This window comes from Shewanella pneumatophori, assembly GCF_023283895.1.
GTDB classification, from domain to species: domain Bacteria; phylum Pseudomonadota; class Gammaproteobacteria; order Enterobacterales; family Shewanellaceae; genus Shewanella; species Shewanella pneumatophori.
The window spans coordinates 82,612-100,597 of sequence record NZ_JAKILB010000013.1 but is presented as its reverse complement, the minus strand read 5'-3'; the positions used below and the strand labels follow the sequence as shown (position 1 = coordinate 100,597).

Below are 17,986 nucleotides of genomic sequence, written 5' to 3'. Positions count from 1 at the left end.
AAATCTTTATATTAATCAGTTAAACCCAGCGACTAGTGACCGCCGCCCATCATGCCGCCCATACCCATACCGCTTAGGCCCATGCCATGAGCGTTTTCACCTGGTGCTTCAACTTTCACTAGTTCAACTTCAAATACCAATGTTGAGCTAGGTGGAATGATGCCAACTTGCTTGTCGCCGTAGGCAAGTGCCGCAGGAATAGCGAACTTGTAAGTTGAGCCTTCGTTCATCAACGGAATGCCTTCTTGCCAGCCTTCAATCACACTCATTAGTGCAAAGCGGTTTGGCTCATTACGCTTGTGAGAGTCATCAAACTCTGTGCCGTCAATTAAGAAACCTTTGTAGTGCACTGTAACTACATCTTGTGGGTTAGGCTTGCGACCTTCACCTTCAGAAATCACTTGGTATTGCAGACCCGATTCAGTTTCTTTTACGCCATCTTTCTTTTTGTTTTCAGCTAGGTATTCATTACCAGCAGTAACGTTTGCTAAGGCGATCTTAGCTTCAGCTGCTTCACGTGCTGTGTTGAGTTGCTCTGCACGCTGGTTAAGGTAAGTCAGAATTTCTTCATCTGAAAACTGTGGGTTGTTTTTAAGTGCATCCACCACGCCTTCAATAACAAGGTTCACATCCACTTCAGCACCAAGCTCTGTTTGGCTATAGATTTGGCCTGAGATGTATTTACCTAAAGAAGCACCGATACTGTAAGACTCTTTCTGTACGTCAGAAGTTAAATCGGTTGCGGCCATTGAGTTGGCAGACATAAACAGGGTGAAACCTGTCACAACAGCTAGGGTAGTTTTTGTAAATGTTTTCATAATAATTATCTCTTTAAATCAATTCTGTACGAACTAGGTTTATGACCTAACATCCTGCTGTTATGGTTTTTCAGTTACTCGATTCGACAAGCGCCATCCGTAAATTCCATCAGGCATTTGTAAAACGTTGGTGTAACCCATTTTCAACGCCTCATGTGCCGCAATTTCGCTGGCATTACATAGGCGGTTAGCGCAATAAAACACCATCACTGCATCTTTCTTAGCTGGCAGTAACTTTTTCCAATCTTTAACGTTGAAGTAAATAGCACCTGGAATGAAACCTTCAGCCCAAAGTTCAAGCGTATTCACATCAAAGAAATAAACGCCTTCCTTGCCGATTAAGGACTCAGCTTCCATCATGCTGATTGTGGTTAGCTGGTGCTCATAGCGATGAGCGGGTGCCATCTCAGAACCACCGCCTGCTAGGCAGCTAGCTGAACTTGCAATTAACGTAAGGCTTAACAGAATTTGACCCAGTGCTTTTTTCATAATCTTTCTCTTTATTGCCTCGGCAATCATTGCTACGCAATTCATGCCGAGGCGGTTAACTAGTTATGCGGCTTATTTAGCTGCGTAACCTGTTCCATCTAGAATGTTTTGTGCTTGCGTAACATAAGTTAGTGCAGCATCTAGACGCTTCTGGCTATAACGGAAGCCATGCACACCCCATGAACCATCTTTCTTGATTAGATCAACAGTCTCAGCAGCTTTCTCAGCTAGCATTAGAACTTGAGTCTTGTCTTCAGTAGACAACTTAGTCACTTCTAATAGCTGGTCGATACGCTCTAGAGCTTGTTCAACTTTCGCAAAAGTTTCCTTAACAGGGTTTTGCATCTTCATTACTTCACCATAGATCTCTAACTGGTCTTCGTAATGTAGGCCTTTTTCTAGCTCAGACTGGAACTGGCTGTGACAACCTTTGTTCTCAACCACGTCGTGGTCAGAGATAGAGGTACGAGCACAAGACCACATTAAGTCTAAGTAGTTACGACCTTCTTCGTTCTTAGCAACAGTCCAGCCTTTACCAGCCTTAGGACCTTGAGTACGTGGCTCACCTTCTGGTGGGTTTAGTGTCTTCAGTGTTGGATCAACTTGGATCTTCCACATGTGAGACTTACGTACTGCGTCGAAACCAGCTTGGTCAGGGAACTGCAGTGCCTTGAAGTTTTCACAGCTACCCATGTTAGGCATGTGACAGCTTTGACAAGTTTGGTTGCTGTGAGTATCAGAGTTTTCAGCAATCAAAGTTTGCGCTTCGTGACAGTCTTTACAGTCTTTCTTCAGCTTTGGAGTAGTGAAACCTGACTGCCAATCACCATCAGTCACTTCGTGTGGATCGTGACATGTAGTACAACGCATGCCCTTCTCATAGTGCTCAGAGTTATACATCTGAGAACCTTCAGTACCACATGATGGACATAGTGACTTCATCTTCACACCGAAAGCGTATTCACGCTTTTCTTGTGCTTGAGGCGTGTCAGCAAGTGTTGGGTCGTACTGGAAGCGTTGGTGACAACGTTCACAGTTAGACTGCATACCGCCAGTACCGCCATCTAAGTGACCGCCCGCGCCATGACACTCTTCACAAGCGATACCACGAGAAATCGTGTGCTCTTGTAGCTTCTTAGGATCGCCTAATGCATCGAAGAACTCTTGCTTGTTTTGGAAGTCAAACTTGAACGTATGACAAACTTCACAGTAAGAACTTGCAGGTTGGAACAACATTTCTTTTTCGTACTTAGCACCGTATGAGCTCATACCTTGCTGGTGCGAACCTGAACCACCGAAACCAGCTAAGGTTGTTGGGAATTCTGGGATAACATCGTTAATTTTCTTAGACATCTCTGGCGTTAACCATTCAGCCCAACCACGAGAGAACTGGTTAGCACCCGCTACCATTTTACCGGTACCGTCGCGTAATAAACCGTCTCTGATGTGATAAGTACCACGCACTAGCCATGCATCAATGAAACCGTATTTAGTACGTGGAGTACCAACAGTTGCATAGATCATGTCTGGCGTAATACCGTCAGGCAAGATTGAGGTATCTTTGGTGTTGTACATTGTCTTTTCAATGTCGTTATCCACTTCAGGGTGTTCACCTGGGAAACGAATTGTTTTAGCGTGACGCGAACGTTGCCACTTCTCGTATTGAGTCGCGTGACATTCAGCACACTTTTCAGGACCAACGAAGTTGTTTGGGTAATCTAGAATTGATTTAGCACCTAAACGGTACTGAACTGCGCGAGGCGCACCAACGCGCTCACTGTAGTTAGGGCTGTGACCAGTATCTAAGTACTCTTCACCACGGTCACTGATATGGTAATCACCAATCAAGTTACCCGCTTGCTGATACTTAAATACAGGGTGGTTTTCGAATAAGTAATCGAATAACTCTTCTTCTTGAACGATATAGTCTTGAAGCGTTTTAACGCCGTTGACTTGTTGCATACCGTTGTATTCAGCTATAGCCCCTTTCGCGGTTTTACCCATTTGAGGGATGCTGTCATATTTTCCAGCAGCGTTCGCATTGGCAATGGCACCAAAACAAAACAGCACGCTTAATGCTACCTTGTGTTTCCACCGTCTCATCATTCACTCCTACTTATATTATTTTATTTTTTCACTGTTTTTGCGTGCTTTTATAAGCACACTTTTTTAAAAACTAACCGTTCACCGATTGAGCTAAACAACTGAGCAAGGGCTATTCTCCACATAAAAAACAGTAAAAATCTGCGCTGTAGCACACTTAAAAATCCATCAGAACCGATTAGATATAAAAAACATATAAACATTTAAAAACAACAAGATAGGTACATATAAAAAGATCTTTTTAGATATAAAAATCACCCTTTTATGTTTTTTTAAGCGCAAAAAAATTGCAAAAATAACAGCCGAACAACCACCGAGTGATTGCGGCAATTACCGCAAAGCGAGTCGTGCTAAGGGTTTGTGGCGGATTAACCATTAAGAGGTAGAAACAAGAGCATGGCTGACAACAAAAAGATAAATTTAACCAAGCTCAACAACAGAATTATGTTTTAGAAGCTTTCTATGGCGTTTTACAACGGCTAATAAGAGGGGTTAACAGATAACATAGACAAGCCGAGTTAGCGGTTAAAATCCCCCTTCAATCCCCAGAGCCTCAACCAAAGAAGCGCCATAGAAAGTCCGTAGAACATTCCACAAAAGCCTCCACAGCACTCAATCAAATGCCTTATGCTTAGCAAGAAGCAACCACAAAAATACACGCCATAAGCGGCCTTATGATTGCGATTAGCTTTAAACTATTGCTGTTAGTAGTTATAAGTAGCTCTCATACATTCAGCGTGTAAATACAACTCATATTTATAGCGCATATCTGCAGCTAGACTCGGCACTATTAAAGCAAGCTTAGCTAAGGTGCAGACATAAAAAATCCCCCGAGGTGGTTAGCCTGCGGGGGATAAAAGGTTGGGAGTTGGGGGAGAACTAATAGCTAGCAGTTAGGCCTTTTGGGCTTTTAGTGTCACAGCCTCTTTGTCAGAACCATTCGCTACAGCAAGTTTGTCTTCAGTTTTAGTCTCGTATTTAGTGAATACATATAATGCAACTACAATTAACGATACGATGATGGTTTTGCTTAGTTCCATCTGCTCGCCTAGTGTCAATACCGCAACCATGTAACCTACTAGCGGCATTAGGTTTAGTGCCATAGTGGCTTTTTCAACACCGATACGCTTGAAAGAGTAAAGTTGGATTAGGTAGCTACCACCAGAGATACCAGTACCTAAGAAGATCAGCAGGCCAAGTAATAGTGGGCTATCTAGGATGATAAAGATTTGGCTTAAATCTAGGCCCATTGCCATCACCACAAAGAACCCCATTACCGCTACAGAGATGTACTGGTACAACATAGAAACCACTGAGCCATATTTGTCGGCCAAGCTAGCACGTAAATGTGCAGTCCAAGCAAGTGACAACATAGAGCAAGTTACAAATACATAGCCAAGCAGTGGTGTACCGCCTTCAATGCTATTGGTTGGCCCCACGCTCATGGCGTAGATACATAGTGCTGATGCGATAAACGCACCCCATTGGATTTTATTCATGCGGAAGTTCATAAACAACATACCGAAAAATACCGTTGCAAACGGCTGCATGCCTTGGATAACGCCATTTTCAGTAGCACCAATGTGCGATAGAGAAAGGAAATTAAATAGCGAAAATGCACCTTGGCCGATAATGCCGCAAAGGGCGATTTTTAGGATATCTTTTTTATCTATTTTTAGTGAACCACCAAGATCTTTACTTAGGCTTTTGCTACGAGAGGTAAAGAAGAAAATAACCGATAAGCCCATTACCGCGGTAACGTAGCGGAAAAACACTAACGTCATAGGATCAACAGCCATAGATAATGGCTTAGACACTACGCCTGTTACGCCCCAGATCACGGCTACAGCAATAGCAGCAGTCCATCCTAGTACAACATCTTTATTGGTGATATTCATTTCATTTTACCTTTAGTGTCCTGTCTGTGCAGATTGCATTGGCTCACGGGGATCAGGATCTTTGGATCTGCTACTGGCTATTTGATTTTGCTAACTAGCAAAAGACTTACTTGCTCGATAAATCGATATAGACAGTTTTCAGTTAATTTTTGTTTACTACGCAGCGCATTTTACCCATAGCTAAGTTAAAAAATGTGACCTAAGCGATATAGCGAGTTTTATTGAGCAAAAGTAGATAAGATAAAACGCGATATGCTGTAAACATCTAATTATCAATGCATTGTTAGAGATAGGTCACCAAAACACTCAATTTAGAGACATCAAAAACAAGCAGGAAAACGTTAAATATAAATTTAACGGTTACTAAATTAATAAAAACAGCAACAACAATGGTTAACTAAAGTTAACCAAAGGCCAGTTAACGTGATCTAAGTCACTACTCTTGTGGTCAACAAAATGAAACGCAAATAAACAAGTAAATAGAAGAGGATCTGACTGAGATTGATATTCAAGGGGGACAGTAGATTAAGGTTTGTTCGTTATATCCTTGGTGCAATAAACACCTTAGACTTCAGCACATCACAAGCAGAGTATAAATATTCGCCCAAGCTTGTTTTTTAACAGCTAATAATAAGGGGATTAGCAACAACCCCCTTATTCAAAAGGCTATAAGATTAGCCACAATCTAGTCGCGATTAGACTATTGGCGATTAGCGAATAACTTGTTAGCTAGGCTTTTTACTGCGCTGGAGCAATCTTGTAAAAAGCTCTGCTTACTCGGCTCTGGTAGCGACTCAACATCTGCTAGCATCTCCAGTAACTGCACCCGCTCGTTAGCAGTTAACCAATCTTGCAGATCTGGTAAGCGGTTTTCGGCGGCTAACTTGCACACAAATTGTTGCTGTTCGTAACCCTCATGCACCGCGAAATACACCAATGCCGCCTCTGGCACACCAGCTCTATCGAGCCAATTAAGCGCCCAGTTTTGTTTAGCCACATCGAGCGCATCGCCCATATCACTGTCTCGGTGACGCTCATTGCCTACCTCTGAGTGACTCCAACGATCTACCATTGCTATGTCGCCAGCTTGAATACGACTCGCCACATAGGCGTTCTCTACCGAACTTCGACCCAACCAGTGCAAACCACGTTTACCCAATTGCGCTAAAAACAGTACTAAACGCTGAGCCATTTCTTGTGGCAATAGCCAGACAAAGTCTGCAGGCCCCACTTTACCGCGATACATAGGGTAAGGATTCCAGCCCTGTAACTTTGGTTTATTCAACGCCAGTGGGCTCAAGCTACCTAAGCCCTCACCGCTAATAAGATAAGCCATGATGCAGTCATACAAGCTTTGCGCTGTATCGTCCTCAAAACCTTCTTTTAAAGTATTCAATAAGGCTTGTTCAAACATCGGCATGATCGGTAGTTCAAGCTGTGGATTGAGTGCTTTAAGGTGTTGGAAAAACTCCAATACTTGATCTTCTCGGCAATACTCAAGCGCTTGTAATAAGGCATCGAACTGCTTGAGTTGCTGGCGGCCAATCATAGAAGTATCAGCTAAGTCTAACTCTGCATATTGCTCAACCTTGGCGGCATAACGTTGCCCAAAGCGCGCATCGGCTGGGCGATAATCTGCAACCTGTTGATCTGCCATTAATGTGAATGCTTCCAGCATGGCGTCTGTAACACCAAATTGCTGTAATAAATCAAATAGTGATGCCTCAGAATCTTGATCATTAATCGCCGCATATAAGCCATAATCAGCTTTAAATTTGATAATACGGTTAATCGCTCGCTGCGGCGCGATGGCTAACCACATTTGCCAATGACGTTTTGCAAGCTGAACAACGGGGCTAGATTGAGTGAGTTGCTCTGAGCTACGGCATTGAGTGAACCGACTGGCGCTTTGTAGCAGCAAAGTCGTTAACATACAGCGCTGGCCTGCATCATGAGTAAACAAGTTCCAGTAGGCTGCTTGTTTAGCACTGATTTCAGGCCCTGACTTACCGCCATCTTTTGCTAACCCGTTACGGACTAGTTCAATCATTTTGGCGTCAATATCGGTAGCAACAGCTTGATGTGCATCAAGATCTACACCACAAATCCATTGGCGCAGTGCCTCATTATCGTCTTCGGCAACCTTGCAAAACTTAAGCACAAAATCACTCAGTAGTTGACTTAAGTGTTGCTCAAACCACTGGCCAATTGCCGTGAGTTCATCATCGCTTGGATCTTGGTGTAATCGCAGGGCTAAATAAGCACTGCTACCTAAATGCAGTGGCATAAAAGGCAACGCCTCAATAATCTCTTGGCCGTCACGATTGCCAAGTTCATCGTTAAGGCGTTCAAGTCGAGATTGAGAAATTAGATCGGTTCTTGGGTTTAGGCAGCTAAAAATCTTACGCCCCATTGCATCATCCCATGCAATAGCAGGCAGTTCTTGCTCTGGTTCAATTGCAGGTTCTGGTTCAACTGCAGGCTCTGGTTTATCTGCAATCTGGTCTTCAATAACTGGCGCGGCAGCTATCTCTGCTGCTGCAAAATTTCTCCAGATCTTATAACTATCCTCGACTTCGCCACGCTGCGATTCAGCAACCGAGAAGTATGTGGACTCATCGCGAGTCTCGGTAAGCATTGCCGCTAAAGCTATGATTTCATCTTCAACCTTAACGCCACAAATTAGCTGCTGCTTAACTCGGTCATTCCATTCATCTGACTCATCTTCAAGTTCCCAGCGCTCACATCCCACAGGCCATGCACCCATGGTGCTGTAATACTCAACCAGCAATTGCGCAAGTGAGCTAGGCTCATCTGGCATTTGTAAAATAGGCATGGCTTGCAGCCGCGCTATTAGCTCACTTTTAAAATAGAGATAGTCATCATGGTGAGATTGCAGGTGTGAAAGTAAGTCAATCTGCACCGCGTCATAGCCCTGCTCTTCAACAAAAGCGTCTTCATAGAAATAACGTCGTACTTCAGCGCCATCACAGTAAACATAAGCCTTAATCAAATCTCGCGTCCAGCCATGCTTAGCAACTAAACCACCCAGTAAACAAAGCGGCGCTGTCATGGTTTGCGTATCCCAATACGGTACAAGCAAGCGGGTAAGCATTGAGCTATAAGCTGCATCAGTCTCAATCAGCATATAAATCGCTTCGACACCAAAGGCGTTGTAATCATCTAACCAAAGATCGTTAGAGTCATTGCGGCTGCGAGAAAACGCCACTAAAGCCTCAAGCGTGGCAACCACCTCTGGCAGCAGCTCGGGGAAATTTAGCGCTGCGGCAAATACCACAGGTTCAGTAATATAGGCATGTTGCTCATCAAAGCGGCAAGCGTTAATCGCCAACTCTACCAAAGCACGATTATCGCCGGCATCGTCCAAGGTTAACTCAGAGCCATCCGCCTTAACAAACCGCACATTCAGCATCAAATTCATGGTTAAGCGCAGCGCTGAGCCGTCTTGTAAGCGCTGACGATACTCAGCAAGTGCAGCGGTAATACTTTGAGGGGATTTAGGATCTACAACGATAGAAACATGCTTATCAAACTGAGCCATACGACATCCTTGGCGGTTGAATAGAATAAGAAAACAAATAGATAAAGCGACCGCAGGTTAGCGTGCCATAAAAAAAATTGCGAATAATTCTTATGAAAATAGCTGCCAGTGTATGGTTGAATACTGGCTTGATTGACACTTTGAATGTGGCTCTAGCTGATACGAGATGAATTAATACCAATCTGTGTAAAGCTTAATACAGGCTAGAGCCTGACCAAGTGACTGCATGGATGCTCAGCAATATCAATAATCACAGCTGATTTAACTGCCAACTTAAGAGTGATGGAGGGCTATATAAGCCCTCCCATTACAGATAAAATGGTGCTACAACACCCTTTAAAACTCGCTTACTCTTCTTGCCAATCGTCTTCCCAGTCTTCCTCAAACCAGCCTCTGATGTTCTGCACTAAAGGCAAGTTTTCATCAAATACAGCAGCTAACTTTGGCAGCAAATCCTCTCTGACAAAACTCTCATGGTCAGGGTCAATGTAACTGATAAAGCGATCAATTAAAGGCAGCTTAGCTTCGTCACCTGTGGACACAAGCGCATAAACAACATGGCATAAAGAGCCCGTACAATAATCCCCTTCCCACAAATTGTTTTTTAATCTAGTGGTGTCTAGATAATCGCAATAAGCAGTCACCATCTCCTGCATGACTTCAGCATGTTGTTGCACAGCTTGTTGGTAGAAAGCTGTTGGTTTCACTCGATTACCCGCACTGTCAACTAGCGCGAATGAGAACAGGTCGCCATAGCGGGCTGAGCCAACATCTTTGCATAACGCCAGCATTTGTTGCATAGCCTGTGGAATGTCATCAGTTTTAATCGGGTGACAACCTGCCAACTGTTCAGCCAATATTGCCTCAGGCAAGTAACTGCGCTTTGTGTCTGAATGACTATTCGCAGCTTTGCTTGCTGCAGTAAATGGCTCAGCATGGCCATTAATATCGAGTAACAGACTTTGATCTTCAAAGGTAAGCAGCAGCTTATCATCCTGCCAACACATGTCTTTAAGCTCTTTGTAGAGATCAGATAACTCCTCGAAATATTGCTCAGCATCCTCATCAGGGCCCTCCTGCAATACATCAATATCGACTCTAATATCTTGTAATTGCTCAAAGCTATAGCAGCGTAGCGGTAGCTTGCGAATAACTTCGCACTGCTCGATATCAAACAATTCTAACTGCAGTTGAATGGCTGGCTCGCCATTATGGTCTGCACTTTGGGCTATCATTGGTGCAGCATCCCAACTCAGCATAACGCCTAGATTGGCAGCCAAATTCAGCGCTGGCATGCACAACTCGTTATCAGCGTTACCAACCCCAGGCAGTGTAAGTAAAGATTCTTGCTGCGCCAGCATATCCAGTCGATAAAACTCGTGGGGTTTAGGCTTATCCCAGCTGCTATTGGTATTACAGGCGTATAACCACAATTGCCCAGCTATAGGCTCTCTCGGACGATAAACATCAAGTTTGTAGCAGTCGATTTGCGGCTCAAAATCTTCATCATCAGTGTCTAGTTCGCTATCTTCATCCTCTTCGTCATCTTCATTGTTGAGCTCGAATGGCAATCTAAAGTCACTGAGAATAGACAGGTTATTGCAATCTAAGCGAACCAAGGTCGGAATGTTATAGTCATTCTCGTTATTCATGGTCACCATAATGGTAAAACCACCACTAGAAACAACAGCGCCAATACTCACTTCACCCGCCAAGCGCTGAGTGTGGGTCAATGTTTGGCTCGGAATATGAAAACGACTGAACTTGCCGTCCCAATCTCCCAATAGCAGATAATCGCCACGGATCTCTTGCAATATAAGATGGCTATGCTGAGTTTGCAGATACCAGATAACTGTCTCACTACCATCAGGATTACGCTCAATAATCCTTAACCCCGGGCTTGGGTCTCTAACAGACTGTTCTATGTAATAACGCATATTATTCCTTGTCGGGTTTGATCATTAAAACCCTGATTTTTCTGCGGCCAACAACTTACCCCTGAGACTATAAGGGCTATTTGCCGGTAGATAAAGCTTGTTCAGGACATAATATTGAGCATTGAAACAAGTATTACACTGATAGAAATCAAAAGATTAGAAAAAATTAAAATGTTATAACGATAACCTGGTTTACCTCAGATAGATAAGCCCTAATTACGGCGGTAATTACCACTATCATTGACTAAAAGGCATCACCTACTCACAATATCACAGGGGCTATTTTGTCATATCGTACTTCAACCTTAAGGCATTTATCTTAAGCTGAGTATCTAAGTTATATTCTTGCTCTTGTTGAGATTCGAGCATTTTAATTTCGGCCAAAATTTGGATCTTTTGCGGTACAAAACCTGTATCTGACAAAAAGCGATTAATCGCTCTATTCTCAGCAGGAGATCTAAAATAACTGTCTAACTCTAAGCGTTTACCTTGATGTGGATTGTTTTCCATTTCACCCGATTCAGTAATTTTTTTAACTTGCCTAGATATATAGTCTTCAACATATAAACTCATACGATTTCCCGCCCACAAATACAGTAATAACCAACAACACAGCAGGTAAACTAACCCGCCTACTTGCCATATACGGCCTTTAGTCCTTCTAGGGTTATTTTTATGCCGTCTTCAAAATACTGTTGATAATCGACAGGTTTAGTTTGGGAGAATAACCACGCTAGATTAGGCAACGCCTCAGCATCTACAGTTAACTCTTGTTTGTCTGCAGAGTTAGCCCTAGCTTGCTCTTGGTGTTGTACAATATCCGTGACCCGAGTATACACGCAGGCAAAAGCCATAAACCCAACTTCAGCATCAAAATTATCAGCTCTAAATATACCTAATGCATCATTCACCAATATGCATGTTGCCGGCGTAAACTGCTGATTATGGCGAATAAATTGCACCGAGTTGGGGGTAGCAAGCAAGGTGTCTCTAAAGTTTCTCGCAAAAGCGTACAGATATTGCTGCCACTGAGTTTCAGTAGGAATATCCACACGCTGCATCACATAGTCACAGCAACAAATAATCAGCTCTTCCCGTGAGCTAACATGCCGATAAAGCGCTGTAGCACTGACCCCAAGCTTCTTGGCCAAAGAGTGCATAGAAAAGTTATGCAGCCCCAAGTGTAAAGCGCACTCGATAACCTCAACTTTAGAAATTTGAGCGGGCCTGCCCTTAGTATTTGTTATAGCCATTATTTACCACGCATTTAGCCGCACAACTAATAATTGAACAACTTAGTTAACACCATTAAGTTAATGGTGTTAATTTAATTTAAGCATGTTTTAAAATCAACAATTTTAAAGCCTAAAAAGGGATTTAATAATGCAACAGCTTGCCCATAGAACGCGCTGAATAAAAATGTGAAATGTATTGGGCTACAGTAAATTCACTAGCTTGATGAGTTATTGAAGCTCGATATTTGTCTATCGATTTCGCCCGCTTCAGCTGTAAGCAGAGAATAGGTTCTAATATCGCCTTTCCGCTGAGCAAGCATTGCTTGCTCAAGCTTAGCAAAATACTGTTTTTTAAGTTTCTTGGCAGGGTCTCGTTTAAATATTGAAAACACAGCTTTTCTCCACTTAAGCTAACGCTTAGTATGCTGCGACTCATAAGCAGCAGTTAGGTCAGCTATTAATCCAATGGCTGCTAGCCATAAGGTATAAGCAGCCGTTTTGTGTGTAATTTGCAATACGCTGAGTTACAGAGAAAAGATTAACTAAGTAGTAAAAATAAGCTCACTTAGGGCTATATCGTATTCACAATACTAGTTGCAACCTCAGCCCCACTTTTACTTTTACATGTCTTGTGATGAATAAGCTACGCAATCTTCAGGCACGCTAATAAATGTCTGTAACGTACGCCAATCATTGTTATTTTTATCAAAGTACAGTCTATGGGAAGACACTGAGTGATAAGTACCCGAGGTAATTTGATTGCCCATGGTAACGTGGTTACCCGGCGCTATTGAGACTGTCCAGATGTTATCACCGTCGATCATTTCAAGCTTAGTGGCAGAGATAAACTGCGGCGCTTTAAAGAAGTCTTTAGGGTATGACTCACAATAATACTTTAAGCGTTGGCCGTAGGAGCTATAAATGCTTCGCATATTAAAGTGCTGATAATAGTCTTTAACTGAAAGCTGTTTACCCTCAGATACTTGCATTAACAGTTGTGTAATGCGTCGCTGGTAAATATCTGCACAAGCTGGGGTATTATCACTGCAATCTTTGTTGCGCTGCTTCAGCCAAGTTCTTTGCGAATGTTTTAGCAACAGTTTGTCATCATCAGCAAGCTGGCCTCGATACAGCTTGTAAGCAGCCATTAACTCGGTGTCTAGCTTACTCAGCTCATCATCAGCACAGATCTGCTTTTCAATCTTAGCCTTGGCTTTAGCGCAATCGAAACTGGCTGCATAGCCAATACTTGAGTACCCGAGCAGACATGCCAGTAGAGTGATTAGCTTGAGGTTCATCACTTATTTAACCCTATATTTATCATCCTATTATCTAATATGGGGTTGTCTCATAATCTCAGTTGATAAACAAACATTGATTGTGAATAGTTTTCTATGAACCAATTTTTCACAATGCTACAGATCCGAGCCTAGCTTGAAAAAGGTAGTGAACACCTATGCGCCACCAGCCCATGGGCTCCATGCTGTCACTGGAATAAAGTGCAGACCTTGAAGGTTATGTGCGTTTAAAGAGTCGACTATGGATTTATGCACCACGGTCACAGGGCTGTGGCCAACTTTAAATATCAGTCTATCTGTAAGGTTGATATTGGCCAACTCGCTTGATAGTAAAAACCGAACAACATTTTTGATATTACCTCTTCTGATGGTCACTTTTGACTTTTTCTCATCAATCAATGAGATAAAGTTGATGACTTTTAGCAGATAAAATTTTGCTGATAGCTGTTCAATATTGGCAGGAATAAATTGCACATACGGCAAATCATACGGGCGCAGCAGAGCGTACAATTTTTCACTCAATACAAATTTAGGCGAATAGTAAACATCAGCTAACAGCTCACTGTCACCTTGAGTTGTTATCCTGTACGCTAAAGCCTCATCAACCGACAGCAATTCTCTTTTATTTTGAACAGTTTCAGTCAACTCATTAACAGCATCAAGCAAGCCAAACTGACAGTCTTCAGTCCAAACGTAATATTCTTCATTAATCATTAATTGCTTCTTCCAGTTAGACTGCGTTTAACATCTAAAGTCGTGGGTTCCATCCTACATTAACTATGGGTGTCTATAGTTAAGCTGGTTAGTTAACCCAACCGTTCCAATCAATAAAACCATCATCAAAGTCTATGTACTTCAAGATAACTAGCGGTATTAGTCGAGAGAAGGTCGAGTAAAACTCCGATTGCCGATATATAACAGTCTCTCCGGAAGGAGTATTGACCTCCTTTTCCAAAAGACCATTGTGGAATAGAGCATTTCTTAAATGCACATATGTCATAAATGACTGATGAGGTTTAGATAACAAAGTCTCCTGAATATCAAATCCATATTCATTGAGTACTAACATGATAGGTTTAGCGCAATTCTTTGAAGCAAAGTCATTTTTTATAGAACGACACAACGATTCCAATGCCGAAAATAGTAGGTAGTAAGATACATCAATGAAATGCTGTCGAGCCTTAAAAACTTCATTCACTTTAAAAAAAGCTTTTCGAAAAGATTTTGACTCACTAGTATTGCTAGCTAAAGCTTTCATAGCCAAACCAATATATATAGCCCTAGAGTCCGGACTAATTGTATCGTTTGTTACAACACTTGTACGACTAGTGCGCCTACCAGCCCCCTCCAATCTCAAAGGGTAGTCATCACCCAGATCGGTAACGCATTCATTAATATTAAGTTTATTTCGAATCAATACATCTTTCTGGACGGCAAACGACAAGACTGCTTCAAGATCAAATATGAACTCATCGACAGTAAGATTGTTAGTATCAATCAACTCCAAAAACGCTGTTAAGTGGTAATAATTCTCGTCGTTTGCTAGTTTTCTAACATCTGAATAATTGGTGTAAAGAGGAACAATTATATAGCCGTTTAAGATCGCTTCTTTTGTACACTCATATCCATAGATTCCAATTCTAATAACTACTAGCACCCAATTAATATCCTTAAGTTATAATACGACTAACCTATTCAATTAAAAATAAAATTAAACTTAAAGCTCTCTAATTAAAATTTCTAAGACTTACCATGACACTTATTTCTCGCATAATAAGTCTCAAAATCAAGAACAATACAGATAAAGTATCCGCATATTTAAACTTTAAAAGATTAAAGCAGATAACTCACAGGAAGCATCAATTCCCCATCGAAGTTGCCGAAATACAGAAATGAAAATGCCGTAGAACCATCATGGATGATGGTTTAGGCTCGGGGGGACATGGATGTCCCATCTGAGCCGTTAGGCGATTTTTATTGGAGTATGAGGAAGACAACTTCGTAGGGGCGGCTCGGGTGATGCAAGAGGGGGAAGCTGTTGTCCCCCTTTTGCCCGAGTGTGAGCTGGAAGTTCACGACCTTTATCAAACGAAGTTTGATTGCTCTACACCAACAAAGCTCAGCAGCAGAGCTACACGCCAAAAAATGGGCACAAAAAAGCCCACATAACCGTGGGCTTCCAAAGTGATACTTCGGACTCAATAAACACGCTAAACTTAACCAGCTCAGCTCGATATGAGCCTAGATATCGAATCTCTCATAATGGTACCAAGCCGTAACTTGGCCAAACAAAGGAATGACCCAAACTGCGGTTTTATGATCTTGATGTACTCGAATAAAATACAGCTCTTCATCTTTAATATCGCGCTTACGCAAATCGCGATAAAAACGTACCGCTGAGTCATTCAATTTATCCGGTTTAATCAGGTCTTTTTGCTGTACTCGCACTTGGAAGATATCAGCCTTTAAACCATCAACCATACCTGAGTATTGCTTGAACTTACCGCGTACCTTGTACTTAATTGGTGTGGTTAAACAGTCCTCATCGGTAATACAGGTCGACGAGTGAAACTCGCCGGTATCATCTGAATCATAAATCAGTGACATATTGATATCGGCGCGGATAAGTAGCTCATCTTTTACCGGAAAATACACGTCAGCCTGGTAGTTATGTTCCAGCAGCGAACCTTTAGTTTCAGTGCTTTCTGGCAGCATAACGCGGTTGTAGCGAATACGCTGCTCCATGGCTGTCGATAACTCCATAAACTCTGGCATATTTAGATTCGCCGGTTCAGAGTCAACAGAAGTGATGTTAATTAAGCCCTTACCTGCACATTGCTCTTGGTCAGTCCCCGGGCAAATAGCCATCGAGTAGTTTTCACCGTCGGTAGCCGCAAACGCATTGAAGCCTTTATGACAGGTCATAAAGTTATTGTCTGGCTCTAGGTGCTTTTCCCACATAAAAGGGTGTAAATGCTGAGCTTCGTCTTTATAAAGCAGTTGGGCATTGCCCTTTAAACCACCGATTTGTAACTCAACTTGGGTGTCAGCGCTCCAGCGAGATAGGTTCTGCTTTATTTTATGATAATCACTGCCATACCAAGCCCATAAGGCTAATGCCAGTAACACGACAATGCCGGATATTTTCACTAATAGTGAAACATCGAATATGGCGGCTTTCATTGACTCGGCGTCATTTACCGCAAGCATTTTTACATGGGATTGAGTTGAGATATGTAATTGATAACCACGGCGAGCGATGGTTTTTAGCTGCACTTCTCGATAAGGATCGAGCTTTTTACGCAAGGTACTAATACATTGAGTTAAGGAGGTTACCGCAACAACACGGTCGGGCCAGCCTGCGCTGAGCAATTCCTCTTTGGAACACACTGGCTTTGACGACAATAGAAGTCGGTGCAGTACTGCGGATTCTGAGAACGTTAAACTGACTTTTTTGCCACTAACGTGATCAACGAGCTGGTTAGCCTCAGTATCTAACTCCAAATAAGGAGTGATTTTCAACACAATTAACCTCTTTTAATTCTTTTGCGTAATTGTTGTATCCCTAAACAACCTCAAAAGGTGGGTAAAACACGGATGAGGTCGTTTAGAGGCAAGCGTACAAGCGGATAAATTCTACCGTTAAGTGCTTAAGTAGAATGTGATAATTAACCCAAATTAGGTAGTTGAGATGGGTATTTGCAGCTAATGTTCACAATTTAAGAACTTAATAAATTAGCTGCGCTACCTAAATGAGCTTTATCCAATCGCTTTATGCTCTTGTGACTAAAATAACGTCGTTACAATGGCTTATATTTAAAAATACGATGAGATATAGCAGTTAATGAGCCAATCCAAAGCAAAAGTAAGCCATACATGCCTGGTAGTCCCCAGTCGGAATTGGCTAGCATGGCTAAACTACCACTCGCTTGATTGCCATCAATCGCAACCAAGTTGATGGCGCGATACAGATCCGTTGGGCTCATAGCGATAAGCGCATTAATTACATACTGGTTCGCAAATGAAAAATCAGATACTAATATGGTTAACAATAATAGGTCGTAAATCAGCACAAACAGGAACCAAATTAACAGTAAACCGCCTATGGCTTTGGCCTTTTCAGTGCTTTTTAGGCTCACTATGTAGCTGATTAAAATAAACGTGAGTGCTAACAAATTACTGCTAATTAGAAACTGCACGAAGGCACTTATTAACTCACCCTTTTGGTAGTGCTCACCAAGCATTAGCAGCAATACCGCAGTAAGACCGAACGCCGCGCCAGTAGCCACTAGCATTACCGTGACATGCCCGAGCAGCTTGCCAAACAGAATTTGCATCCGTGTCAGCGGGTAAGACAGCAATAACAACAAGGTGCCGGATTCATCTTCACCGACAAAGCTGTCGTAGCACAGTAAAATGGCTGCTAATGGGATGATAAATACAGAGATAGTCGATAGGCTGCTCATCAAGCTATCAAGCTCTGGTAGGTACAAGCTACCAGTGACCGCGCTGCCAGCAAAGCTAACGCTTAACGACAATAACAGGAACATGCTGCCCATAAAGGTTAGCCAGCGATTACGCGAACTGTCGCAGATCTCTTTGTAGGCGATAATTAGAATTGGCGAAGTGAGTCGAGTGATTAACAT

At 42.5% G+C, this 17,986-nt stretch carries 14 protein-coding genes; all 14 read right to left on the bottom strand.

Features of this window, described 5'->3' with window-relative positions; all coding sequences use genetic code 11:
• Positions 1-32: 32 nt before the first annotated feature.
• The 14 genes from L2740_RS17370 to L2740_RS17305 all read right to left on the bottom strand — a co-directional run bounded on the left by L2740_RS17370 (position 33) and on the right by L2740_RS17305 (position 17,986).
• The gene (locus tag L2740_RS17370) at positions 33-818 is read right to left on the bottom strand and encodes an FKBP-type peptidyl-prolyl cis-trans isomerase (RefSeq protein WP_248471363.1); all 786 of its coding nucleotides are present in this window, start codon (positions 816-818) and stop codon (positions 33-35) included.
• 60 nt (positions 819-878) lie between these two features.
• A complete protein-coding gene (locus L2740_RS17365) occupies positions 879-1,307 on the bottom strand; it encodes a rhodanese-like domain-containing protein (RefSeq protein WP_248471364.1) in 429 nt (142 codons plus the stop codon).
• Between the two features lie 72 nt (positions 1,308-1,379).
• Complete coding sequence (locus L2740_RS17360) at positions 1,380-3,410, bottom strand: cytochrome c3 family protein (RefSeq protein ID WP_248951336.1); 2,031 nt, start codon at positions 3,408-3,410, stop codon at positions 1,380-1,382.
• Positions 3,411-4,303: 893 nt separating this feature from the next.
• A complete protein-coding gene (locus L2740_RS17355) occupies positions 4,304-5,308 on the bottom strand; it encodes a DMT family transporter (protein ID WP_248951335.1) in 1,005 nt (334 codons plus the stop codon).
• Positions 5,309-6,008: 700 nt separating this feature from the next.
• Positions 6,009-8,870, bottom strand: a complete 2,862-nt coding sequence (locus L2740_RS17350) for a hypothetical protein (protein WP_248951334.1) — start codon at positions 8,868-8,870, stop codon at positions 6,009-6,011.
• 347 nt (positions 8,871-9,217) lie between these two features.
• Entirely contained in the window at positions 9,218-10,807 is a 1,590-nt protein-coding gene (locus L2740_RS17345; RefSeq protein ID WP_248951333.1) for a hypothetical protein, read from the bottom strand.
• A gap of 279 nt (positions 10,808-11,086) precedes the next feature.
• Positions 11,087-11,380 carry a DnaJ family domain-containing protein gene (locus L2740_RS17340; RefSeq protein ID WP_248951332.1) on the bottom strand — a complete coding sequence of 98 codons (294 nt, stop codon included), beginning with the start codon at positions 11,378-11,380 and terminating at the stop codon, positions 11,087-11,089.
• A 59-nt stretch (positions 11,381-11,439) separates the two neighbouring features.
• Positions 11,440-12,060: a TetR/AcrR family transcriptional regulator gene (locus tag L2740_RS17335; protein WP_248951331.1), complete on the bottom strand. Its 621-nt coding sequence runs from the start codon at positions 12,058-12,060 to the stop codon at positions 11,440-11,442.
• 197 nt (positions 12,061-12,257) lie between these two features.
• Positions 12,258-12,434 (bottom strand): DUF6435 family protein, encoded by a 177-nt coding sequence (locus L2740_RS17330; RefSeq protein WP_248951330.1) that lies wholly within the window; start codon positions 12,432-12,434, stop codon positions 12,258-12,260.
• A 228-nt stretch (positions 12,435-12,662) separates the two neighbouring features.
• Positions 12,663-13,340, bottom strand: coding sequence for a lysozyme inhibitor LprI family protein (locus tag L2740_RS17325; protein ID WP_248951365.1), 678 nt, complete (start codon positions 13,338-13,340; stop codon positions 12,663-12,665).
• Positions 13,341-13,496: 156 nt separating this feature from the next.
• A complete protein-coding gene (locus L2740_RS17320; RefSeq protein ID WP_248951329.1) occupies positions 13,497-14,054 on the bottom strand; it encodes an imm11 family protein in 558 nt (185 codons plus the stop codon).
• 88 nt (positions 14,055-14,142) lie between these two features.
• Positions 14,143-14,997, bottom strand: coding sequence for a hypothetical protein (locus L2740_RS17315; RefSeq protein ID WP_248951328.1), 855 nt, complete (start codon positions 14,995-14,997; stop codon positions 14,143-14,145).
• Between the two features lie 584 nt (positions 14,998-15,581).
• Positions 15,582-16,865 (bottom strand): winged helix-turn-helix domain-containing protein, encoded by a 1,284-nt coding sequence (locus L2740_RS17310; protein ID WP_248951327.1) that lies wholly within the window; start codon positions 16,863-16,865, stop codon positions 15,582-15,584.
• Between the two features lie 275 nt (positions 16,866-17,140).
• Complete coding sequence (locus tag L2740_RS17305) at positions 17,141-17,986, bottom strand: ABC transporter permease (RefSeq protein WP_248951326.1); 846 nt, start codon at positions 17,984-17,986, stop codon at positions 17,141-17,143.